General features: G+C 54.2%; 24 protein-coding genes and 3 pseudogenes. 14 read left to right on the top strand and 13 right to left on the bottom strand.

What is annotated here, in order from left to right; all coding sequences use genetic code 11:
• Nucleotides 1-287: type II toxin-antitoxin system RelE/ParE family toxin (locus RTU33_RS19635; RefSeq protein ID WP_312629603.1), on the bottom strand; the 287-nt coding region annotated here is incomplete at its 3' end.
• Nucleotides 284-535 carry a type II toxin-antitoxin system Phd/YefM family antitoxin gene (locus tag RTU33_RS19630; RefSeq protein ID WP_312629602.1) on the bottom strand — a complete coding sequence of 84 codons (252 nt, stop codon included), beginning with the start codon at nt 533-535 and terminating at the stop codon, nt 284-286. The genes RTU33_RS19635 and RTU33_RS19630, both read right to left, overlap by 4 nt.
• A gap of 293 nt (nt 536-828) precedes the next feature.
• On the opposite strand from RTU33_RS19630, the gene RTU33_RS19625 reads away from it, so the two are divergent.
• On the top strand, nt 829-2,034 hold the full coding sequence (locus RTU33_RS19625) for an AAA family ATPase (protein ID WP_312629601.1): 1,206 nt from the start codon (nt 829-831) through the stop codon (nt 2,032-2,034).
• On the top strand, nt 2,034-3,008 hold the full coding sequence (locus tag RTU33_RS19620) for a ParB family protein (RefSeq protein ID WP_312629599.1): 975 nt from the start codon (nt 2,034-2,036) through the stop codon (nt 3,006-3,008). The genes RTU33_RS19625 and RTU33_RS19620 overlap by 1 nt, the downstream gene beginning before the upstream one ends.
• Nucleotides 3,009-3,089: 81 nt before the next feature.
• Here RTU33_RS19620 and RTU33_RS19615 read toward each other — a convergent pair.
• The 3 genes and pseudogenes from RTU33_RS19615 to RTU33_RS19605 form a co-directional block, all read right to left on the bottom strand.
• A pseudogene (locus RTU33_RS19615) lies at nt 3,090-4,364 on the bottom strand (Y-family DNA polymerase).
• Nucleotides 4,364-4,789, bottom strand: coding sequence for a translesion error-prone DNA polymerase V autoproteolytic subunit (umuD, locus tag RTU33_RS19610; protein ID WP_409438265.1), 426 nt, complete (start codon nt 4,787-4,789; stop codon nt 4,364-4,366). Before umuD ends, RTU33_RS19615 begins: the two are co-directional and overlap by 1 nt.
• A gap of 178 nt (nt 4,790-4,967) precedes the next feature.
• Complete coding sequence (locus RTU33_RS19605; protein ID WP_312629595.1) at nt 4,968-5,642, bottom strand: SOS response-associated peptidase family protein; 675 nt, start codon at nt 5,640-5,642, stop codon at nt 4,968-4,970.
• 368 nt (nt 5,643-6,010) lie between these two features.
• Here RTU33_RS19605 and RTU33_RS19600 point away from each other — a divergent pair, with 368 nt between their 5' ends.
• The 12 genes and pseudogenes from RTU33_RS19600 to RTU33_RS19545 all read left to right on the top strand — a co-directional run.
• On the top strand, nt 6,011-6,688 hold the full coding sequence (locus tag RTU33_RS19600; protein WP_312629593.1) for a DNA methyltransferase: 678 nt from the start codon (nt 6,011-6,013) through the stop codon (nt 6,686-6,688).
• Nucleotides 6,685-6,909, top strand: a complete 225-nt coding sequence (locus tag RTU33_RS19595; protein WP_312629591.1) for a hypothetical protein — start codon at nt 6,685-6,687, stop codon at nt 6,907-6,909. The genes RTU33_RS19600 and RTU33_RS19595 overlap by 4 nt, the downstream gene beginning before the upstream one ends.
• A gap of 48 nt (nt 6,910-6,957) precedes the next feature.
• Nucleotides 6,958-7,374, top strand: coding sequence for a DUF1380 family protein (locus RTU33_RS19590; protein WP_312629589.1), 417 nt, complete (start codon nt 6,958-6,960; stop codon nt 7,372-7,374).
• Between the two features lie 475 nt (nt 7,375-7,849).
• The gene (locus tag RTU33_RS19585) at nt 7,850-8,356 is read left to right on the top strand and encodes an antirestriction protein ArdA (RefSeq protein WP_312629587.1); all 507 of its coding nucleotides are present in this window, start codon (nt 7,850-7,852) and stop codon (nt 8,354-8,356) included.
• Between the two features lie 42 nt (nt 8,357-8,398).
• Nucleotides 8,399-13,045 (top strand): annotated as a pseudogene (gene traI / locus RTU33_RS19580) (conjugative transfer relaxase/helicase TraI); the annotation flags it as partial.
• A gap of 1 nt (nt 13,046) precedes the next feature.
• Nucleotides 13,047-13,784 carry a type-F conjugative transfer system pilin acetylase TraX gene (traX, locus tag RTU33_RS19575; protein WP_312629586.1) on the top strand — a complete coding sequence of 246 codons (738 nt, stop codon included), beginning with the start codon at nt 13,047-13,049 and terminating at the stop codon, nt 13,782-13,784.
• Between the two features lie 34 nt (nt 13,785-13,818).
• Nucleotides 13,819-14,493 (top strand): fertility inhibition protein FinO, encoded by a 675-nt coding sequence (gene finO / locus RTU33_RS19570; protein ID WP_312629584.1) that lies wholly within the window; start codon nt 13,819-13,821, stop codon nt 14,491-14,493.
• Nucleotides 14,494-14,590: 97 nt separating this feature from the next.
• Nucleotides 14,591-15,130 (top strand): phospholipase D family protein, encoded by a 540-nt coding sequence (locus tag RTU33_RS19565; protein WP_312629583.1) that lies wholly within the window; start codon nt 14,591-14,593, stop codon nt 15,128-15,130.
• 130 nt (nt 15,131-15,260) lie between these two features.
• On the top strand, nt 15,261-15,515 hold the full coding sequence (locus RTU33_RS19560) for a replication regulatory protein RepA (RefSeq protein WP_312629582.1): 255 nt from the start codon (nt 15,261-15,263) through the stop codon (nt 15,513-15,515).
• Between the two features lie 241 nt (nt 15,516-15,756).
• Entirely contained in the window at nt 15,757-15,837 is an 81-nt protein-coding gene (gene tap / locus RTU33_RS19555) for a RepA leader peptide Tap (RefSeq protein WP_312629605.1), read from the top strand.
• The gene (repA, locus tag RTU33_RS19550) at nt 15,827-16,846 is read left to right on the top strand and encodes a plasmid replication initiator RepA (RefSeq protein ID WP_312629581.1); all 1,020 of its coding nucleotides are present in this window, start codon (nt 15,827-15,829) and stop codon (nt 16,844-16,846) included. Before tap ends, repA begins: the two co-directional genes overlap by 11 nt.
• Before the next feature lie 913 nt (nt 16,847-17,759).
• Nucleotides 17,760-18,092, top strand: a pseudogene (locus RTU33_RS19545) (Hcp family type VI secretion system effector); the annotation flags it as partial.
• Here RTU33_RS19545 and RTU33_RS19540 read toward each other — a convergent pair.
• The 8 genes from RTU33_RS19540 to RTU33_RS19505 all read right to left on the bottom strand — a co-directional run bounded on the left by RTU33_RS19540 (nt 18,070) and on the right by RTU33_RS19505 (nt 22,492).
• A complete protein-coding gene (locus tag RTU33_RS19540; protein WP_312629604.1) occupies nt 18,070-18,366 on the bottom strand; it encodes a tlde1 domain-containing protein in 297 nt (98 codons plus the stop codon). The pseudogene RTU33_RS19545 and the gene RTU33_RS19540 overlap by 23 nt on opposite strands.
• Nucleotides 18,367-18,988: 622 nt before the next feature.
• Nucleotides 18,989-19,870 (bottom strand): RepB family plasmid replication initiator protein, encoded by an 882-nt coding sequence (locus tag RTU33_RS19535; protein ID WP_312629580.1) that lies wholly within the window; start codon nt 19,868-19,870, stop codon nt 18,989-18,991.
• Nucleotides 19,871-20,132: 262 nt separating this feature from the next.
• Entirely contained in the window at nt 20,133-20,372 is a 240-nt protein-coding gene (locus tag RTU33_RS19530) for a hypothetical protein (RefSeq protein ID WP_312629579.1), read from the bottom strand.
• The gene (locus RTU33_RS19525) at nt 20,323-20,472 is read right to left on the bottom strand and encodes a hypothetical protein (protein ID WP_312629577.1); all 150 of its coding nucleotides are present in this window, start codon (nt 20,470-20,472) and stop codon (nt 20,323-20,325) included. Before RTU33_RS19525 ends, RTU33_RS19530 begins: the two co-directional genes overlap by 50 nt.
• Nucleotides 20,473-20,485: 13 nt before the next feature.
• Nucleotides 20,486-21,073, bottom strand: coding sequence for a hypothetical protein (locus RTU33_RS19520; protein WP_312629576.1), 588 nt, complete (start codon nt 21,071-21,073; stop codon nt 20,486-20,488).
• Between the two features lie 12 nt (nt 21,074-21,085).
• Nucleotides 21,086-21,361: a phage tail protein gene (locus tag RTU33_RS19515; protein WP_312629575.1), complete on the bottom strand. Its 276-nt coding sequence runs from the start codon at nt 21,359-21,361 to the stop codon at nt 21,086-21,088.
• 10 nt (nt 21,362-21,371) lie between these two features.
• A complete protein-coding gene (locus RTU33_RS19510) occupies nt 21,372-21,884 on the bottom strand; it encodes a hypothetical protein (protein WP_312629573.1) in 513 nt (170 codons plus the stop codon).
• Complete coding sequence (locus tag RTU33_RS19505; protein ID WP_312629572.1) at nt 21,881-22,492, bottom strand: DNA-binding protein; 612 nt, start codon at nt 22,490-22,492, stop codon at nt 21,881-21,883. Before RTU33_RS19505 ends, RTU33_RS19510 begins: the two co-directional genes overlap by 4 nt.
• Nucleotides 22,493-22,723: the final 231 nt, after the last annotated feature.

Below are 22,723 nucleotides of genomic sequence, written 5' to 3'. Positions count from 1 at the left end.
TATCTCATTCGATCGCTTGCCAGATTGTAAACATCACTTCTTTCGCGTTTACCTACGGCAACAACAGCGATAATTAATTGATCGTCTATAACCTGATAGACCAGGCGAAAACCAGACGCACGTAATTTTATCTTGTAGCAGTCCTTTATTCCACGCAGCTTTGCAGAGGGAATATGAGGATTTTCACTGCACTTCTTTAACTTTTTAGCAAACTGTTGCTGAATGACTTTATCCAGTTTTTGCCACTCTTTCAGCGCATCTTCCCTGAATTTGACCGTATAAGTCATAGATATCTATCCAGATCTACATCGAGTAGTGGCTGGTTGTTGCGTTCGGCTACCAGTTTCACCAGTTCCTGATCATCCAGCGCATCGAGCATCTTCTCGTACAGTTCTGCGGGAACACAGTAGAAGGCTGGCTGGTTGCGATTAAGAATAGCGACGGGGTAACCATCACCGGCACTGACTGTAGCCATGGGATTTTTCTTCAATTCGCTAACACTGGCGCTTGTGTCTGTCAGAATGATGTTTGGCATACGGTACCTTTAAAGACTATTTAACAGGTCTTAATAGTGCCTCAGAAAAGACCTGTTAACAAGGCTCTTTGTCATTTTTTGTGCAGATGGTCAGAGCAACCTTTTCGTTTTGGCTGGTGCGGATTTTACGTAACAAGGAACGCTTGCAAGCAATTCTACAGCCATACCAGCGCACTGAGCTGAGCTACGCTGAGCACTCCTCCTCGTTGAGATCGAAATCAAAACAATATGATTTTTTTCTTGCAACATGATTCTTTTTGTTCAAAATGACAAAAAATATCATGAGGTGATAAATGGAAAATATTGAGCAGTTACGGAAAGTCGCCACACGTGCAGGTAAACTTCTGACATCTCTGAGCGAAAGTATCCGCCAGCAAAAAGAAGAATTGAAGCTTACCGAGTTCTATCAGGAATACAGCAAAGCCGCCCTGTATAAGCTGCCTAAGCTCAGCAAAGGCAGTGTGGAGTATGCTGTGGCCGAAATGGAGGCCGGTGGCTACATTTTCAAAAAGAAACCTTCCGGCAATACGATGAAGTACGCAATGACGATTCAAAATGTCATCGATCTGTATTTCCATCGAAAAGTACCTAAGTACAGGGATCGCTTCGATAAAGCCTTCACGATTTTTGTATGTAATCTTAAAGGTGGTGGTTCCAAGACAGTTTCTACCGCTTCATTATCACATGCTTTCCGGGCTCATCCTCAGCTTCTGTTCGAGGACCTGCGTATTCTGGCCATCGATTTCGATCCGCAGGCATCTCTGACCATGTTCCTGAGCCATGAGAATTCAGTGGGCCTGGTTGAAAATACGGCTGCTCAGGCTATGCTCCAGAACGTGTCTCGTGAAGAATTACTTTCCGATTTTATAGTGCCGTCAATTATCCCGGGCGTTGATGTAATTCCCGCTTCCATTGACGATGCATTCCTTGCTGAAGGCTGGAAGGGATTGTGCGAAGAACATCTGCCGGGGAAAAATATTCATGCAGTGCTTAAAGAGAACATTATCGACAAGCTCCAGCATGACTACGACTTTATTTTCCTTGATAGCGGTCCTCACCTTGATGCGTTCCTGAAAAACTGCATTGGAGCGGCAGATCTGATGTTGACCCCACTTCCACCGGCGACGGTTGATTTTCATTCTTCCCTGAAGTTTGTGGCCAGCCTCCCTGCCCTCATTGATTCGATCGAACTGGATGGGCATACCTGCAATCTCATCGGTAATGTCGGTTTCATGTCCAAAATCCTGAACAAGTCTGATCACAAAATTTGCCATAGTCAGGCCAAAGAGGTATTCGGTGCCGATATGCTCGACATGGTTCTGCCGAGGCTGGATGGTTTCGAACGCTGTGGGGAAACTTTTGACACAGTTATTTCTGCAAACCCAGCGACCTATGATGGAAGCACAGAGGCGCTCAAAAGCGCAAAATCAGCAGCGGAAGACTTTGCGAAGGCAGTATTTGACCGCATTGAGTTCATTCGTACTAACGGAGGTATGTGATGTCGAATGAGAAAAGAAAAACCATCGGCAGACAGTTAAATACTCAGGCGTCAATGGTCGAGATGACTGACACCGGGAGAAGCCAGGTTTTTACCTTAAAAACCGGCAGGAAGGTAACGTTCAGGTTTGTTCGGGTACCTGCACCTGACGTTGAAAGTAAGACCTTCGTAAACCAGGAAAACAACGGAAGAGATCAACTTGCTCTGACCAGGGAGTCCCTTAAATCCATTATCCAGACGATTAAGTTTCAGCAGTTCTTCCCCTGTATTGGTATTCAGCAAGGTGAAAGGATTGAGATACTGGATGGTTCAAGGCGGCGAGCCTCTGCGATTTATATCCGTACCGGCCTTGATGTAATGGTTACCGATGAACATTTATCTGCTGATGAAGCTCGCCAACTGGCTAAAGATATCCAGACAGCCAAAGAGCATAACCTTCGGGAGATTGGCCTGAGATTGTTAGCTCTGAAAGAGTCCGGATTCAATCAAAAGGAAATTGCTGAACTGGAGGGGTTATCCCAGGCTAAGGTCACAAGGGCGCTGCAGGCGGCGGCAGTACCACAAGTATTGATTTCACTGTTCCCTGTTCAGTCGGAGCTGTCATTTAGTGACTACAAAATTCTTTTAGAGGTTAATGAAAAACTCAGTGAAAAAGGCTTAACGTCTGAAGAGCTCATTCAGTCTGTATCAGATCAGCACGATGCAATTTTGAGTGATTACGAGCGACCAGAGGACGAACAGAAAGCCAGTATACTGAAGCTGATTTCTCAGGCATCTCAGACCTTGATAGCGCCACCACCCAAGGAAAAGTCAGTGATTTCACCACTCTGGTCCTTTGAAGAAAAGGACAAGTTCGCGCGCAAGCGTGTGAAAGGACGCACGCTGACTTATGAGTTTAGTCGTATGTCAAAAGTGGTTCAGGATGAGCTGGACAAGGCTATCAATGAGGTCCTTGACAGAAATTTGAGTCAATAATTTCGCCATGGCGATTTCGTACCTAAGTTATTGTAATTAGAAGGTCTAGGTTGAGAATTTCAAGGTGAAATCGCCAAAATTTCACGCCAGTTTCGCAGCAGGAATATCTGACCAGCGTGTCGTATATGCAGGTGAAAGCATCTCCCGTTTCATCTGCCATTCCGGCGCAACACCGCGCCCTGCAAACCACACTTTCCCCAACCCCGAATGATTAATACCGTCGAGCACCTTCATTAACGCATCGCTGTCCGGGCGTGGCTGGACCTCATCAAACAGGTTCAGCTGCGATACACCTGTGGGGGTAAAATCATTTAGCATGATGCCCGCTTTTGCATATCGATGGCCATTTAGCCAGATGCGCTCCAGACACTTCATCGCCGCAGCCACAATGTCCCGGGTATCCCGCGTAGGGGTGATAAGTGCTTCGCTGGCCAGGTTGCTGTAATAAGGTTCACTGAGCGCGAAGGGTGAGGTTTTAACAAATACCGAGATATGTCGACAGTACTGACGTTCTCCGCGAAGTTTTTCTGCAGCTCGCTCTGCGTACTGGCATACTGCCTGACGCATCCCCTAAAGCGCGGTAACTCTCTCCCCAAATGACCGGCTACACACGATTTGTTGTTTCGGCGGCGGAGCTTCTTCCAGGCTGATGCAGCTCTCTCCGTTCAGCTCCCGAACAGTCCGCTCCAGTACCACGCTGAAGTTTTTACGGATGAATGTGGGATTCGTCTGGGCCAGCTGGAGCGCAGTTTTAATACCCATAGCGTTCAGCTTCTTCGCTATCCGTCGGCCTACCCCCCAGACTTCTTCTACCGGCTGCAGTGACAGGAGCTTCCTTCCCCGCTCAGATTTCGCATGCGAAATCGCCAGCACCCCTCCGAATTGTGGCCACTCCTTGCTTGCCCACTGACAGCTTTTGGCCAGCGTTTTTGTAGGTCCCATCCCCACGCCGATCGTCAACCCTGTCCCTGATTTTACGTGCTCGCGCAACTGGCGCCCGAAGTCCTCAAAACTGATACAGCTGTCGATACCGCCGATATCCAGAAACATCTCGTCGATGCTGTATTGCTCGACCCGCGGTGACAGTTCCTCCAGATGCGCCATCACTCTCGCTGACATGTCTCCATACAACGCGTAATTGCTGGAGAAGGCTACGACCCTTTCAGGAAACTGCATAGCCTTCAGCTGGAACCACGGAATGCCCATCTTAATCCCCAGCCGTTTCGCTTCAGCGCTGCGGGCAATAACGCAGCCGTCGTTATTGGACAACGAGACGACAGCCGTGTGGCGCAGGTCCGGCCGGAAGAGCTTTTCACAGCTGGCATAGAAGCTGTTCACATCCGCCAGGGCAAACATTAACTGCTGCCCCGGGTTTTGTGGATGAAGGCCGTGACAACGCCGAAAACCTGTAACGATTCCGGATCGGGCCAGAGGGTTGGGTAGGCCGGGTTCATCGGCTGCAGCGCAGGACGAGGCGTCAGGAGCAGGCGCTTGACCGTGAACTCACCATCAACTTCAGCAATGACAATATCGCCATGTTGCGCTTTCTCGGCTTTATCCACGATCATCAAATCCCCCGAACAGAGGCCAATGTCGGTCATCGAGTCACCCAGTGCGCGAACAAAATAGGTCGAGCTACGCCGTTGAATACAGTACTCGTTGAGATCCAGCTCAGCCTCGACATAATCCTGGGCCGGGCTTGGGAAACCTGCCGGGCAGCGCTCAAGGTAGAGCGGAAATGCGAGTAAATCCGGGGATGATGCGGCCTGTATGAACTGCAGCATAGGTAACCTTTCATAATTAACACTGATTATATATACAGTATTAATTATCAGGTTGATGAATTGCAAGATCCTGGAATGAGGTTTCCAGTAACAGCCTGAAAGGCAGCCAAAAAGAGTTGTAGTTATCCACAGAAATGGTGCATAACCCTGTGTGTGGATACCGATAAATCCCGGATCACTGAGGCTGTGGCACGATGAGCTCTGGTCCCTGATTTTTCGGATTGCCGACAGCGCGACTGACGGAATGCCATATGAAGTCGTCAGCAGAAAGACTTCCATCACGGACAATATCCTCCGCCTCCTTGCCGGTGAGGCTTTCAGTGAGCCAGCTGCGTGCAGCCGTCGGAGAGAACACAACCGGGCGTCGGTCGTGAATGTCCAGCAATCCTTCATCTGCAGCTGCTGTTACGATGAGGAATCCCTCCTGACCGTTGCCGTTCTCAAAAGGGCGCTTCCCGATGGCGGCAAACAGGAGTGGTTTACCATCGCGGCGGAAAATGAAAAACGGCTGTTTCACGCCGTTTTGCTGCACCCATTCATACCAGCCGTCGGCAAATACGATGGCCCGCCCGTGCTCCCAGAGTGGTCTGAACATCCGGCTGCTGGCGGCCGTTTCCGATCGGGCGTTGATGAGTGCCGGCTTATTCCACCATTCCGGTGCATAGCCCCAGTGAACCGGATCGAGGTGCAGCTGCGCGCTGCGTTCACTCAGCAGTAACACCCGGGAGCCTGGCGCAACGTTATAGCGGCCAATGGGCTCCGGATCATACGGAATGTCCCGGTCTGCTTCTTCGCCGATAAAGGCCAGATACTCCCCGCGTGTGTTGTACTGCGTAAATCGTCCGCACATGCTGTTTCTCCTGTGGCAGATTTCGCATGCGAAATCCCGATAAGTACGCTGTTCTCTGTTCTGAACATAGGTTGCTTTCCCGGTTCCTGCCATCGTGGGGAACGCCGTGCCGCTACTGTAGCCGGGCCGCTTCGACTGCAAGGGTTCGCTACGCCGGTGTCCTCACCCGGTCGCAGTTTTGTTTAAAGGCTTTATCCGCTGTCTTCCCGTCGTTCTCCGGCTCAATTTTCGCCGTCAAACCGTCCAGCCCGCGTTGGCTTTTTCACTGCGCTGCGGCTTGCGGCACCGCCCCTGCATTCTCCACTTTTCGCCCGGCTGTCGTATCGGCACGGCGTAACTGGCGCCGCATTTGAGAAAGGAGAAATACCATGTCCCGACTGATGCAGGGTGACTGCGTGGAAATTATGAGCCGCTTCCCGGGTGAGGCTGTCGATTTTATCCTCACTGACCCGCCTTACCTGGTGAACTACCGCGATCGTTCCGGTCGCAGCATTGCTGGCGATAAAACAGATGAATGGCTGCAACCTGCCTGCGATCAGATGTTCCGCGTACTGAAGCGCGATTCACTGATGGTCAGCTTTTATGGCTGGAATGCCGCCGATAAGTTCGTGGGCGCCTGGAAAGCCGCCGGGTTCCGGATTGTCGGTCATATCGTGTTTGCCAAGCCTTATGCCTCGAAATCGGCCTTTGTGGGTTATGCCCATGAAAGCGCCTATGTACTGGCGAAAGGGCGCCCACCGCTCCCGGCGTCTCCGCTGCCGGATGTAATGAACTGGAAGTACACCGGCAACCGCCATCACCCGACGGAGAAACCTGTTTCCTGCCTCCAGCCGCTGATTGAGTCGTTTACTTCGCCTGCCGGGATTGTGCTGGACCCCTTCGCGGGCTCTGCATCAACCTGTGTTGCCGCTGCGTTATCTGGTCGTCGGTATGTCGGGATCGAACTGTTGCCGGAATATCACGCTGCGGGCCAGCGACGTCTGGCTCAGGTTCGTCGTGCCATGCTGGCCCCTGCCGCGAATGACGAACTGCCGGAGGCTGCATGATGAATTATTCAGGGCATGAACCGCTACACGCCGATCTGTCGGAGCTGGTGAACAGCATGGACTCACTCAGGATGCAAATCCGTGAGCTGGAGAAAAGGTATCATGATGGTTGTCCGGGCCTGGTCGATGCGCTGGCAGCAGACTTTCTGCGCAGCCTTAACGAGCAGTTTTTAAGTGTCTACATCCGTGCGCTGGCGTTCTGCGACTGCTTCCGCGACTGATATCGATTACCGCCGGGCGGATGGCCGCCCGGTTTAAGGAGAATGAATATGTTTGGAACACGCGAATCACTGTGTAAAGAGCTGCAGCGGATGTTTACCCACGATGAACCCCTGGCAATTCTAATCTGGACAGAAGAGGGCGTTCATGTGGCGTGCCGGGAGCTGTCACCCACAGACGAAGAAATCACGGCCATACAGGAAGTCATTGGTAATACGGCAATGGGCACCTACCGCAACGAAGGCGTCACCAGCGCGTCGGTGCGTGATTTGCTGGTACGCCACCGGGAGGCGATTAATCGCAAAGTGACTGTGCCGGCGACGGTTCTCGCGCGCCTTGTCCTCGATGCAGAACGGGAGCTGTATCACCAGGAAGGGCTGGCATGGGAGGTAGGGAAACCGGCGTCTGCGCGAATTAATCAGGGGCGTGAAGATGTCGAATTGCTGAAGAAATTGCTGTCAGCCTGATACACGGCCGGGAGGGAAACTTCCGGCCTTTTGCTTTGCATCAGGATGTCGGTGCCTCCGTTGTTTTGCCGGCGCCACCCTCCGGGCTATGCCGGGTAAGAGCGGATGAGTATGTCGCGCCCTGGCGCTCCACTTTACTGGCTCACCCTCCACGTTGTTCCGGTTTCGCGTTGACAGAGGTTCCGTGCAGCCTGCGGCAAACGCCGTGCCTCTACTGTAGCCGGGCCGCGGCTGATGCAAGGGAAGCGTAAACGCCGTCACCTTCACCCGGTCGCAGTTTATTTCAAAGGCATTATCCGCCGTCTTCCCGTCGTTTTCCGGCTCATTTTTCGCCGTCAAACCGTCCAGCCTGCTCCTGCTTTTTTACTGCGCTGCGGCTTCGGTGACGCCCTTGCATCCTCCGCTTTTCGCCCGGCTGTCGTGTCGGCACGGCGTAAGCCGGAACGCACACGACATTAACCACGGAGGATTATTTATGAGCACATCAACCACCACACCCGCTGTCTACGTCGGCACATACCATAAATACAACTGCGGCAGCATTTTCGGTAAATGGTTTGACCTGACGGAATTTGATGGCCGTGAAGATTTTTACGAAGCCTGCCAGGCGTTGCATGCCGATGAATGGGATGCCGAATTTATGTTTCAGGACTGGGAGGGCATTCCGTCACAGTTTGCCTCTGAATGCTCCATTGACTGGGATTTTATCGCCGCTTACAAACGCGCCGAAGAAGAGGGCAGGGAAGCCGCTTTTATCGCCTGGGCGGAGTATACCGGCGAGTGTGACTATGACGCGTTTGAGGACGCCTACCGGGGCGAAGCAGAGAGTGAAGAGGACTATGCTATGGATATGGTGGAAGATAATGGCCTGTTGAATGAGGTGCCGGAGCTGCTGCGCAGCTACTTCGATTTTGAAGCTTACGCGCGTGACCTGTTCAGCAGTGAATATGTATTGCTCGAGGGTTACGTATTCAGCAACTGACGCCGGGCGGCAGGGGATGCCCTGCCGTTCTGTTGTGTACGTTATCGTGCCGCGTTGAAGGATGACGTTACGGCGATGGGTTACGAGACGCAGACGGTCGGCAAACACGGTATGTGGGAGCTGAAGGATGTCCCGACCGAACCGTACTCCAGCCGCAGCAAGGCTATCCGTGAGGCTGTCGGGGACGATGCCTCCCTGAAGTCCCGCGATGTGGCGGCGCTCGATACCCGTCGGTCAAAGCAGAAGGTTGACCCGGAGCAGCGTCTTACCGAGTGGATGGCAACCCTGAAGGAGACAGGGTTTGATATCAAAGCCTACCGTGAGGCCGCAGACCAGCGTGTGCTGCAGGGGAACATTCAGGTGACGGACTCCGGGCCGGTGGATATTGATGCCACCGTTGGTCAGTCTATTGCCCTGCTGAGCGATCGCCGGGCCCGGTTCACCTATTCTGAACTGCTGAGCACCACACTTGGCCAACTGCCTGCACGAGATGGAATGGTTGAGCTGGCGCGCAACGGTATCGATGCTGCCATTAAAAACGAACATCTTATTCCGCTCGATAAAGAAAAAGGGCTGTTTACGTCCAACATTCATGTGCTCGATGAGCTGTCGGTCTCGGCACTGGCGCGCGATTTGCAGCAACAGGGGCGTGTAGATGTCTTTGCAGGGAAAAGTGTTCCCCGCACTCAGCCCTTCGGTGATGCGGTCACCGTTCTGATGCAGGATCGCTCTCCGGTTGCCATCATTTCAGGACAGGGTGGCGCGGCCGGACAGCGTGACAGGGTGGCTGAACTTGCCATGATGGCCCGCGAGCAGGGGCGTGAGGTTCAGATACTTGCCGCGGACCGACGCTCAGCGTCAAACCTTACCGCAGATGAGCGTCTCAGTAACGAACGCATTACCGACAAGCGCGGACTGATGGAGGGTATGACCTTTATGCCCGGCAGCACGCTGATTGTCGATCAGGGAGAGAAACTCACGCTCAAAGAAACGCTGACGCTGCTCGACGGCGCGCTGCGCCATAACGTCCAGCTGCTGGTAACTGACAGTGGCCAGCGGACCGGTACGGGTAGCGCACTGACTGTTATGAAGGAAGCGGGCGTGAACACCTATGCTTGGCAGGGCGGAGAGAAAACACAGGTGTCGGTTATCAGTGAGCCAGACCGTCGGCAGCGCTACGATCGCCTGGCGGCCGACTTTGCTCAGGATGTGCGTTCAGGTGGCCAGAGCGTGGTGCAAATCAGCGGCCAGCGTGAGCAGGCGGCGCTTACCGCTACCGTCCGGGAGGCGCTTAAGAGTGAAAAAGTGCTGGGCGAGCGCGAGGTCAGCATCACCACGGTCGAACCGGTCTGGCTCGACAGCCGTCATCAGCAGGTACGTGACCATTATCGTGAGGGAATGGTGATGGAGCACTGGGATGCACAGACACGCAGTCGGGAGCGCTTTGTGATTGACCGCGTAACGGCCCGCAATAACAGCCTGACCCTGCGTAATGTGCAGGGCGAGACACAGGTGACCCGCCTGGCGGAGCTGAACAGCAGCTGGTCGCTGTATCGTCCAGGCACACTGCAGGTCGCAGAAGGCGACCGTCTGGCCGTGCTCGGCCAGGCGCAGGGCTCGCACCTGAAAGGCGGTGATACCGTGACTGTAATGGCGATCGGTGAGGAAGGCATCAGCGTCAGCCTTCCGGGCAGGAAGACGCAGACTGTGCTGCCTGCAGGAGACAGCCTGTTCTCGGCACCAAAGGTTGGACAGGGCTGGGTGGAATCGCCGGGGCGCTCAGTGAGCGACAGCGCCACCGTCTATGCCTCCCTGACCCAACGGGAGCTCGATAACACGACGCTCAACAACCTGGCCCGTAGCGGTCCGCAGGTGCGGCTCTACTCCGCGCAGTCTGAGCAGAAAACACAGGAGAAGCTGTCCCGTCAGCCAGGCTGGAGCGTGGTGACCGCACAGGTGAAGGATGCGGCCGGGCGCGACAATCTGGACGAAGCGCTGGCACACCAGAAGGTCGCCCTGCACACGCCGGAACAGCAGGCCATTCATCTGGCCATACCGTCACTCGAGAGCAACGGGCTGGCGTTTACTAAGCCGCAGCTGATGGCGGCAGCGCACGACTTTGCACAGGAAACCCTCAGCCTGCAGGCGATTGAAACTGAGGCGGATCGGCAGGTGCGCAGCGGAGAGCTCCTCTCTGTACCCGTTTCAAAAGGGAACGGAGTTCAGCTGCTTGTTTCCCGCCAGGCGTATAACGCGGAGAAAAGTATCCTCCGCCACGTACTGGAGGGCAAAGGTGCCGTGACACCGCTTATGCCGCATGTTCCGGATAACCATCTGAATGGTCTGACGGACGGGCAAAAAAATGCCACGCACATGATACTGGCGTCAGCTGACCGCTTCACCCTGGTACAGGGTTATGCGGGCGTGGGGAAAACGACGCAGTTCCGCGCCGTCATGTCTGCCATTGGTAGCCTGCCGGAGGGTGTTCGGCCGCGCGTAATTGGCGTGGCGCCCACACACAGGGCGGTGAGTGAGATGCGTGATGCAGGCGTGCCGGAATCTCAGACGCTTGCGGCCTTCATCCATGACACTCAGCAGCAGCTGCGTGGTGGTGACAAACCTGATTTCAGTAACGTGCTGTTCCTGGTAGATGAAAGCTCAATGGTGGGGAACACCGATATGGCCAAAGCTTACAGCCTGATCGCGGGCGGCGGCGGCCGCGCTGTATCCAGTGGTGATACCGATCAGCTGCAGTCCATCGCGCCTGGACAACCCTTTCGCCTGCTGCAGAAACGCAGCGCCATTGACGCCGCCGTGATGCAGGAGATTGTCCGCCAGACACCGGCACTGAGGCCCGCGGTGTACAGCCTGATTGAGCGGAATATCGGCAGTGCCCTGACCACGATAGAGAGCGTCACACCGCAACAGGTACCGCGCAGCCCTGGCGCCTGGCTGCCGGAAGGATCTGTGATGGAGTTTACCCCCAAGCAGGAGAAGGCCATCGCAGAAGCGGTTGAGAAGGGCGAATTAACACCGGGTAATCAGCCCGCCACGTTGCTGGAAGCGATTGTGAAAGACTATACCGGACGTACACCAGCGGCCCGATCACAGACCATTGTCATCACCGCCCTGAACGATGACCGCCGGGCACTCAATACCATGATCCATGAGGCGCGAAAAGACGCAGGTGAGCTGGGGGAAAAGGAGGTTACCCTGCCTGTGCTGACCCCTGCAAACATTCGCGACGGAGAGCTGCGTCGGATGGAAACCTGGGAGGACCATGCCGGTAACATGGTCCTGCTGGACAGTACCTATTACAAAGTCGTTGCGCTCGATAAGGATGCTCATCTGGTAACGCTGAAGGATGCAGAGGGCCGTTCCCGTAGTCTGTCGCCTGCACAGGCTGCAACCGAAGGTGTCACCCTGTATCGCCAGGAATCCATTGCGGTAGCCACCGGTGACCGGATGCGGTTTTCCAAAAGTGACAACGAGCGGGGCTTTGTCGCCAAAAGCGTCTGGACGGTAAGTGATATTAAAGGTGACAGTGTCACTCTGACGGACGGAAAACAGACCCGCACGATCGCACCCACGCAGGAGCGTGCTGAGCAGCATATCGACCTGGCGTACGCCATCACCGTACACGGTTCGCAGGGGGCCAGTGAACCCTTTTCCATCTCCCTGCAGGGCACAGAGGGCGGACGGGAGCAGATGGTCAGCTTTGAGTCGGCCTATGTGGCCCTGAGCCGAATGAAACAGCACGCGCAGGTCTATACCGATAACCGGGATAAATGGGTGGCCAGAATGGAAAGATCACAGGCCAAAAGCACGGCACACGACATCCTTGAGCCGCGTAACGATCGCGCAGTGGCTAATGCCGGACGCCTTGCCGGTTCCGCGAAGGCACTCAGCGAGGTTCCGGCCGGACGAGCAGCGCTGCGCCAGGCCGGGCTGTCCGCTGACAGTACTCTGGCGAAATTCATTTCCCCGGGCCGTAAATATCCGCAGCCGCATGTGGCGCTGCCCGCATTCGACCACAACGGCAGGGCGGCGGGTGTCTGGCTCAGTACCCTGACCTCCGGTGACGGGCAGCTTCAGGGGCTGGGTGGTGAAGGACGCATCATGGGGAGTGAGGCGGCGGCGTTCGCCGGGCTGCAGGCAAGTCGCAATGGCGAGTCATTGCTGGCGCGTGATATGGATGAGGCAGTTCGTCTGGCGCGGGAGAACCCGCAAAGCGGCGTGGTGGTGCGACTCAATGATGCTGAGGGCCGCCCCTGGAATCCGGGGACTATTACCGGCGGACGCGTCTGGGCAGATAGCATGCCGGAAGGGGTGGGTACGCAGCAGGGAGAAAAAATTCCGCCTGAGATCCTGGCACAGCAGGCGCTTGAGGCCCTGCAGAGACAGGAGATGGAGAAACGTGCAGAAGAGGCGGTACGCGCGTTGTCTCGCGGCGGCGACCAGGTTCCTGAAGACGCTGAGGCTGTCCACGGACTCGTCCGTGATCTGAATAATGAGAAGGCCAGTGAACGTTCTTCTTCGGTCACGTTGCCTGAAAGCCCGGACGTTCGGGCTCGTGACGAGGCGGTGGCCAGAGTCGCGCACGAGAACGTGCAGCGCGACAGGCTACAGCAGATTGAACGGGACACAGTGCGTGTCCTTGAGCGTGAAAAGACACTGGGAGGCGACTGATATGCGTGCTGAAGATCGTACTCTCTTTCCTCTGGTGGTGGTGGCTGACTGCTGGTTACAGCGCCTGCTTATCTGGACACCGGGACAGACGGATCTCATCAAGACAGTGGCGCTGTTACTGATGGTGGCCGACCACATCAGTCTGGTGTCCGGCCTGGACTGTGCCGGGCTGCGACTTGCCGGGCGCGGGGCGTTCCCTTTGTTTGGTCTTGTGTGGGCGATGAACCTGGCACGGTACCCCTGTATCCGCCAGCGTTCGCTGAATCGACTGTGGGGCTGGGCTGTTGTGGCCCAGGGGGGGTGGATACTCGCAGGGCTGCGGCCGGACATGGGAAACATTCTGTTTGCTTTTGCCGTCACAGGCCAGGCGGTGAAACTGATACAGACACACGGCCCGTCTGTGTGGCCACTCTCCCTGGCACTGGTGCTGGGCTGGCTGCCGTTCTCTGACGGCAGCTACGGCCTTGCGGGGGTGATGATGCTGTTGCTGGCATATGGGGTGTTTATGTCGGCCAGACGCACGACCCGCACAGGTCTGGCGGGCTGTCTTGCACTGACAGTACTGGCCCTGAATGTTGCAGACGGCACAGCCTTTGCCGTTGCGGGACTGATTATTCCGGGGCTCACCCTGACGGTGCTGAGCCGGACCTGTCGCCTGGTACCCCGCTTCTGGCCACGGGAATTCTTTCCGCTCTTCTATGCGGTGCATCTTGCTGTGCTGGGGCTTGTTGCGATGTAATCAGGCGTAATACAGGGAAATGCAGGAGTCTGAGATGTCTGAAGAAAAACGGCCCACGCTGACGCTCCGGCGAAAGCTCGCGACGGATGTGCGTGACAACAGCGCCGCTGATAGTGAAGAGAAACGTCACGTTCCGGGAAAGAAAAAGGTGGTGGTGAGCCAGCCACCGGCATGGAAAGCCAGAAAGCAGGCCCAGGAAGAAAAAGAACAGGCAGAACGCGCCGCCGCGAAAGAAGCCCGACGGCAGGAAAAGGCGCGTCTGTGGGCTGAACGCCAGGCGCAGGAGCGTGAGGCAAAGCAGGCCGCGAAGCGTAAGCCGCAGCCGGAGCCAAAGTATCGGAGCCTGATGCCCCTGGAGGAGGCCATCGCGCTGCTGGCACAATGCTGGCCTGTGCTGGTGCAGGACGGCAGGCCCGTATTACTGGCAATAAATATACGCCAGGCGATGATTGACGATATACGCCAGCGGGGCCTGAATATTTCGGTCAAAAAGCTGAAGCGGTGCCTGTGTGCGATCACCCGCTCCGATGTTTATCTCGAGGCCATGACGGAAGGCGCGTGGCGAACCGACATTGAAGGTCAGCCAGTGGCCAGAATCACCGCAGATGAAGCGTCCTTTGCCACTGACCGCAGAGCGCAGGAACATGTCCGGCTTGCCCGCCAGGCCGAGTATGAACTGAAACATCGCACTGACACTGAAACGGCCTGACGCCGCCGCATCGCGTCGTAGTCCAACCCCGGAAGAGGATAAAGCCAGTTTTTCCTCTTCCGGCGTTTCTGAAATAAACCCATTCTGAGGTTAATCCATGCGTTACTTTTCTTATCGCCAGCTGGCGCTGTCCGGCATGGCCTGCTTTGCCCTGTGCGGGCCCGCAGCAGCTGCACCGTCCGTTCAGGCTGCCTTCTCACCGGAGCGTGGTGCCCTGCAGCTGATCCTGAATGTCATCGAATCCTCGCAGCACAGTATCCGGATGATGGGGTACTCCTTCACGTCACCTGAAGTAACGAGTGCGCTTGTCCGTGCACACCGACGTGGTGTGGACGTCAGGATAGTGCTGGACGACAAGGGGAACAGGAATAAGGTCAGCCAGGCAGCCATAAACACTGCCGTCTCCGCAGGTATCCCATTACGGACAAACGATCGCTACGCGATCATGCACGACAAAGTCCTGATTGTGGACGAACAGACCGTTGAGACCGGAAGTTTTAATTATACCCGCGCGGGCGCGCGCAAGAATTCCGAGAACGTTGTGGTTATACGGGAAGTGCCAGAACTAGCCGCAACGTACCTGCAGCACTGGCAGTCACGCTGGGAGCAGGGAGTTGACTGGAAACTAAAGTACTGACCATCCGTATTGATCCTCAAATGTAAACTGTGCGCCAACACAGGTTACATTCATAAAGTAAGTCGCTGATTTCAGTAATCTGTAGTATCCTCTGCGAAACGATCCTTGTTTGATCCTTGAGGAGGCAGAGATGTCGCAGGTTGAAAATGCAGTAACTTCCTCATCGAAACGTGTTTATAGAAAAGGTAATCCGCTAACTGGGGCTGAGAAACAGCGCATGTCTGTTTCCCGGAAAAAAGACACGCATAAAGCGATCAACGTCTTCATTCAGAGCGAACTCAAGCATGAACTGACGCAACTTTGCGAAGATTCAGGTTTAACTCAAACAGAAATGATTGAGCACTGGATTCGGAAGGAAAAGGCAGCAAGACATAATGCTGAGTAGATAGTAACTAAGTTACTTTCTTGATCCTTCACCCGGTGAGTGCTAGATTACTGATCGTTTAGAGATTTTTGGTTGGCCACGCCGCAAGGTGGCAGGGAACTGGTTCTGTTGAGGTGTCTACCCGGAGCCAGAAAAGCAAAAACCCCGATAATCTTCATCTAGTTTGGCGACGAGGAGAAGATTAACGGGGCCTACTTAAACTGTATAGCTATCAATCAGGCTATGCAGGGAGTATAGTTTTATGCTCAGAAAATTTCAACACCTCTTTCTGTGCTATCTGCTCCTTCCGTGTATTGTAAGTACAGGAAGGGATGCCCGATAAGTACAGTCCACAGCACTGGAGTCAGCTGGACACGGAAGAACAGATCCGTTTCTGGCAGGGCGTAGAAGATGGTCATGTCGATTCTTTCCTGGTGGCCCCGGAAAGAAAACGTACCCGTCGTCGTCGCGGTGAGCACTCTACCAGACCTAAATGTGAGAACCCTTCCTGGTTCCGTCCAGAGAACTATAAGAAGCTCGGCGGGCAGCTTGGTCATGCCTATAATCGTCTGGTGAAAAAAGACCCGGAAACGGGCATGCTCAGCCTGCGTATGCGAATGTCTCTTCACCCTTACTACATCCAGCACCGGCTAAAGGCCGGGCGGACCTATTCCTTCCGTCCAGAAAAGCAACGCCTGCTTGATGCTATGTGGCCTGTCCTAATCAGCTTCTGCGATGCCGGGAAACACACGGTCGGGATGTACATAACAAAGCTTGCCGAAAAGCTCAGTCCGAAAGATGCAAAAGGAAATGTGATCCCGGGAACGGAAGTCACCGTGTCTCGCGTGTCTAACCTGATTGCAGAGCAGGTCCGCTATGGCGTGCTCGGAGTATCAGAAGAAACTCAATGGGATCAGGAGTCGCGTAAGCGACTGCCCAAATACGTCTGGGTAACAATCCAGGGCTGGCAGATGCTCGGCGTGGATCTGATGAAGCTGCAGGAGCAACAGCAGAAGCGTCTGCGTGAAAGCGAGGAGCGTCGCAGGCTCATTGAGGAAGGAATTCTCGGTGAGGATGAGGATATTTCCGCGCATGCAGCACGCAAACGCTGGTACCTGCATCGCAGCCAGGAGACGCTGAAGCAGCGTCGGGCAAAAGGTGCCGCCCGCAAACGTGCTAACCGTCTGGCCAGACTGCCGGAAGACCAGCAGATTCACGAGATGGCCCGTTTTCTGAAGAAGACACTGCCGGCGAATGAAGTTTACTACTATTCAGACGACCAGCTGAACCAGCTGGCAAGAACACATCTGTATCAGCTGGAGCTGTCGCTGGCGGCTCCACCGCCTCACTAGTTCCAGCCCAGGACCTAAGTAGTTAAAATAGCCAGCCCCTGACGGGGCTTTTGGCGCTGGCTCCGTGTGGCCATTTCCCGCGTCCCGGACCCTGACAGACTCTTCTTTTGCACTTTTTAACGTTCCGGCGGCCACTTGGTCGCTTTTTTTTATCCGTACAACTATGTTATCCACACAAACCCGCAAAGAAATAAGTGGAAGAAACAGCAAACGTATAACGTGAAACCTGCAATACATTCTTAAACCCCTTATTTAGTCCCCTGCGTAGCAAGCTTGCAGGGAAATTCTTTATCTTCTGAAACTCTGTGGATAAGTGGAAAAATGTCCGCCCTTGCAGCGAGCTTTGCTCGCGCCGGTTCGGAAAAACAAAGGTACCTCCCGTCGCTTTACGACGGGCTCCTTGATCGTGACCACAATGTCACTCCTCCGGCCCACTCTGAACAGCGCCGCCCACCGGGCCAAAGGCCCGGAAAGACACCGCTGTTAAAATGGATGTTGTAACTAGAATTAAAACCGCTTCTGGTAATATTGCTTGAAGATTTTCGTCACACGCTCGTAAGCGGTCCTCTGGACCGCATAACGCGGAGATAAGCCCCGACTTCGGCTATGCCTCGCCGTGACCACTCCGATCGCGCACAGAGGCACCTGAGTCGCTTTAAGCGGGTATAGCTCTTCAGGGTGAAGGACAGGATAGGTGAAACCTATTAAAACGGTTACCGGCTACGCCGGGTCACGGCGCCATCAATATCTGGCTATATTCAGCATAAGCAGGCGCCTCCATGCGCCGAAGGCGCATTAAACCCGTATCATCAGACGCTGAAATTTCCTACAAAAAAATTGTACATTTTCCCGCCAATCAAGAAAGCCTACACTTTAAGTATGGATTTACTAACAACATGAGGAAAAAGGAAAAATGCCAATCCCAGCATATTTATGGCTCAAGGATGACGGTGGTGCGGATATCAAAGGTTCGGTGGACGTTCAGGATCGTGATGGGAGTAGTGAGATTATCGGCCTGTCCCACGGACTCAATCTGCCGGTTGACAGCGCCAGCGGGAAAATCACCGGTACACGCCAGCATTCAGCGATGATGATCGAGAAGGAGAGCGACAGCTCGTCTCCCTACTTTAATCGCGCCGTGGCGACTGGTCAGGCACTTCAGAGCGCTGAGTTTCGTTTCTACCGGATTAACCATGCGGGCCAGGAAGAGTGTTATTACAAAATCATCCTGGAGAACGTGAAGGTGGTTCGCGCCTAACGCCTTCTACCCAGAGCGTGTCGTCAATATTCCAGTCGTTTGGGTACAGTGCAAACCATTCATCACGGCGGAACTCCGCGCCGCTGGCGTGTTGGTTATAGGTATCTTTTACCCAGGCAATGGCCTTTGATATTTTACCGCCACTACCACGACTCACAATCCAGTAACGACCTTCAGGAAGGGGGCCATCACCGGATTTTTTCCCTGAATATTTTCCGCAGCCGCCCCGATTTTTATAAGCCCCGTTGCCGGAGAACGCCATAAAGGTGCCTACACCGGGAAAGGAAAGCGGCGCAATGTCAGCACCGTTCAACAGCATTTTTCCATTTAACGCCATACAGTAATCCCTCTTAGCTTTGTGGGTAAAGTGTACAGCGTGAATGGTTATTTTTTTAACTGATTTTTCGTAATCTATTTGTAGCGGCTCGCAATCGAAAACAGTCGGACTCGCAATCAGCGCAAATTTTGGCTCACAATAACTGCAACTGAAATCGGGCGTGGACTCACAATAACTGCAAATGGACTCGCATTTATCGCCGCTGGCTCGCAATCAAAATTTCTGGACTCACGCTAAGTGAAAATGAAAATCTCCCCTTTCCACCATGTTGTCCGTCCAGTTTGGGTCTACCCAAAACAGAAAGGCCGATGAGACAGTAACGCCGCCTCATAAGGGTTTGAACCAGATTTACGAGACGATCAGCATTCGACATCTAGAGCCAAATGAGACGTTTTTCTCATTTGCAGTTATTGTGAGCCGCCCAAAATGGAATGCGAGTCCATCAGGCTGATTGCGAGCCGCTACATCTATTATTAGCGAAGTAGATCTTCTGGTGATGGGGAAAGGCCAATGCCCGGTAGAGTGGATGTCCACTGTACCGGGTGACTTACAATTTTGGATTCCGCTTCAGAATATTAAGAACATAATCACCGTTCTCTTTTTCAACGGAATACTCCAGAAAGCCAATGTCCTTCAGCTGCTGCAGGGCTTTTTTCACCGTGGCGTTCTGGTTTCCAAGATGAGAGGTCAACTGGAGGCGCTCACGCAGTCTGTCAAAGCCTATCCTGTAGAATGTACTCGGCAGTTCAGCAAGGTAAAGGTACAGCGCCTGAGCGGATTCTTTGCGTGATAACTTCTGGAGTGATTTCAGATAGAGCCTGGTTTTGCCATCTACCCGGTACAGTGTATTCAGTTTGGAGTTGGGTTTGAGGATGATCTTACCCGTAGAACTGTCGTAATACGTGGATTCAAACAGATGCATGTTGATAGTAATCTGATCGTCTGTACCGGGTATTTTCTTGATAAAGCTAATGTTCGTTCGTGCGATACGTGTTAGCGAAGCATCGAAGCGTTCCTTCAGCTGTCGGTCTATGCGTTTGCTGTCGATACCACAGTATTTAGCAAACTCCGGGAAGTTCAGCTCCAGTTGCCCGTCCAGGTTCAGCTTCTTGTTGGACAGCGCATACACAATACCAACCCAGACTTTGAAGTCCGTATCCATATCAAGTCGGGGGCCGTAAATCTGGATCTGATTGTAGCCCTCGCCCTCTACAATGGATAAGCGGGACAGTGACTCTGTGGCATCAATGCTGTGACTCTTCCTGCCGCCCTTCTCAGTGGATTTCAATGTCGGAACAAACACACCTAATCGCAGAAGAACCTTGGGCTGGATAGTCTGACGAAGGGTTGGCAGCAGGTGGATAACCTCACCGCTTTCCTTGTGTTCTTCTTCAATAAATAATGCTAATTCATTATTATTATTAGACATATTCACCAAACGAGGTTTGTGGACAGTAAAAGGATCCTACCCTGTACAATGGATCATATCCACCCGGTATAGTGGAGCGCTAACCCTCTATAATGGATTTTCTACCCTCTACAGTGTATCCGGTATCCCTGAAAGCACCGTAATTAAAGGGCTGAGCGGATCCTTATTCTTTGTTGATCTGTTACTTACTCCTGTATTGAGCTTTATTATTAATCTATCCGGTGGATAACTTGAAAAATCAGTGTAGCGCTGGAGAGGTTTATCAGAAGGTTTCCAGTATTTGCAGGGCATAACAGATATTCAGCCCCGTCATATTTGTATTCAGGAACTTCATCATTCCCGCATCGGCAAGTTCGACGCTACTGGCCAATGAGCCCTGATAGCCTTTTGAGGTGACGATCGTCAGCTGGTCAGGGTTTCTCAGCGCATCACGCCCTTTCCTCAGATCTCGTTCAACAGCCCGGATACCCGTGAGCCAGCCAGTGCGGATAACGATCGGCATTCACCCAGATAAGCCATTCGGCCGTGCCGGCCATCATGGTCAGAAAACCGAGGATCAGCAGGGAGCTATAGATCCGCCGTAAGGAAGCAAACCGTCTCATTGCCGTTCCTCTTTTAAAGATTCGGGCGCTGGGTATCTGATGCTGCTCGCTGAATGTCATTAATTTCTTCGTTCGTTAGCTGGCTCCGGGTGTCCCGGGATAAATTCCGGCTCCGAATTTCCCAGAAGTAGGCATGCCGGTAATCCTTCAGAAACCGGTAAACATCGACCAGTTCGTCAGCAGCTTTCTGGTTGCCTGACAGCCATGCTTTGACGTAAAGGCTGATAGCCTTTTGAGAATCCTGCAGGGCATATTTGCCACTCTGCAGTACGCCAGCTGCGCTCATGAAAAGAGCCTGACTGGTCTTATCAGCGGGTGCCTTCTCAGCCAGGCTGATAAGCCGCCCGGCGGCCATAACGATTTCAGCTCCCGTCCCGCTTCTTTCATCACATGCCTGACTAATGGTGCTAAAAAAACCTGTGTGACAATTAGTCCCGTAGTCTCCGGCATTCTGTTCAAATGTGGCAAGCGCCTGAAATGGATCGTCTGCGCTCAGCGCTGCTGTGCGAGCGGCCTCAAACTGCGCCTTTCCGCCATCGTCACAGGCTGTGAGCAGGCATAACATCAGTGGTGCTGTAAAAAGAATACGATTTTTGGCCATAAAATTTCCGTTTCATTGTTCTGCTTTTACGCTCACAAGCCGGTACCAGGTCCGCTGGTCTTCCTTAAAGCTCCCCTGTACCTCGATACTCACGACGTCACCCGGTTGCAGAAACGCAACCGCTTCAGCCAGCGAGAGCGTGTTGGTATACACCCGCAGCCACTCCTCCCCGAGGAGGATGCCAAAAAACGCATTCCCGTTGGCGCTGGCGGTCATCACAGAAGCGGTGCGTTGAACCGTGCCCGTAAAGGTATTTTTGCGGCCCCGCAGAAAGCTGAACAGTCCCATTGATTTCTCCTCAGTGGTCGCCGGCTGGCGATGACGCCAGCAGATGATCTGCTGTCTCGCGCAGCCAGCTATAGAGCATGCTGCCGTTCAGGTCGTTCGCGTCCAGCTGGATATCTGTATTATTTACTGTGCCAGCATGCTTCTTGATGCCCCGTATAAGGCTGCCCAGAGTGCCATTATTCCGTTCAATCACCACCCGCTCTTCATAGTCCGCAAACTGGTTGAGCGTGAGGTCAATGAACCAGCCTGTCAGCTCCACGATCACATGCGACTGAATAGCTGACCGGTACTCATGCCGAAATTCCTCTGTCGTCTGCATACGGATAATCACCGGCTTCAGGTCCGGGTTACTGTCCCGCAGGTACTGCGCCAGAAAATTGCTGGCCAGGTCGCAGCAGCCGTGCGGAAATACGTTCAGCTCCTGCCAGCGGGCCATCTCAAAACATTCATGCGAACGGGTGTCGGCCGCAAGGACCAGGGCGTTGCGAAAGGCGTGGATACGGCGTCTGATTTCGGGTGTCATTTTTTCACCTTTCCGTCCTGGCGTGCCAGGGTCAGCAGCTCGGCCTGCAGGGCGCGGTTTTCTTCCCGGGCCCCCTTCAGCTCCGCCTTCGTTTCCTTCAGCTGTGCCGCCTGGTGTTCGCCGGTGGCGGTCAGGCGGGCCACCTGCTCACGCAGCGGCAGCGCCTCATCCCTCAGCTCCCGGACCTCCTGCAGCAGGCGGTCACGCTCGGCCACCACCTCGCGCAGCACCGCCAGCTCGCTTTCAAGGGCGGCCACTTTCGCCAGGGCCTCATCCCGTTCCCGGTCGGCCTGCTCAGTGTCGGCGTCGGCCTGCTCGCGCGCCGCCAGGGTCTCTGCATCTGCCTGCCTGACCGCCGCCTGCCACAGCAGTCCCAGCTGGCCGGTCAGCAGCTGCATAAGCTCCGCCGGCAGCGCCGGGGTCTGTTCAGCGGCCAGCGCGCGCTGACGGGCCCGAAAATCCCGCATCACCGGAGAGATGTGGGAGAGCGAGCCGCCGCCGAGGTGCTGGCGAACCTGTTCGTTGGTCGGGTTGGGGGTGCCGGCGGCGATGAGTGCGGCCGCGGCGTCTTCAATACGGCGGACGGTGTCCGGGGAGAGTGTACTCATGAAAAGGGCTCCGATCTGGTCAGGGATGCCGTCATTGTACTCCCGCGTGAAAAATACACAATATACAATACACTTAATACATATCATACATACAGTACAGAACATACATACATACACTCTTTCTCTTTTCACGGTCAGATCCGAAAAGTCCCGGTTTCGGAAATGGCCTATAAAATTCCAGGCATAGGCCCGAACTACAGAGTTTTGGCCTCATTTTCAGCGGGCCTTCCT

Source organism: Scandinavium sp. (assembly GCF_032012665.1).
Classification (GTDB): domain Bacteria; phylum Pseudomonadota; class Gammaproteobacteria; order Enterobacterales; family Enterobacteriaceae; genus Scandinavium.
Note: the sequence above shows the minus strand (reverse complement) of the source record. Positions and strands in the feature narration are given on the sequence as shown.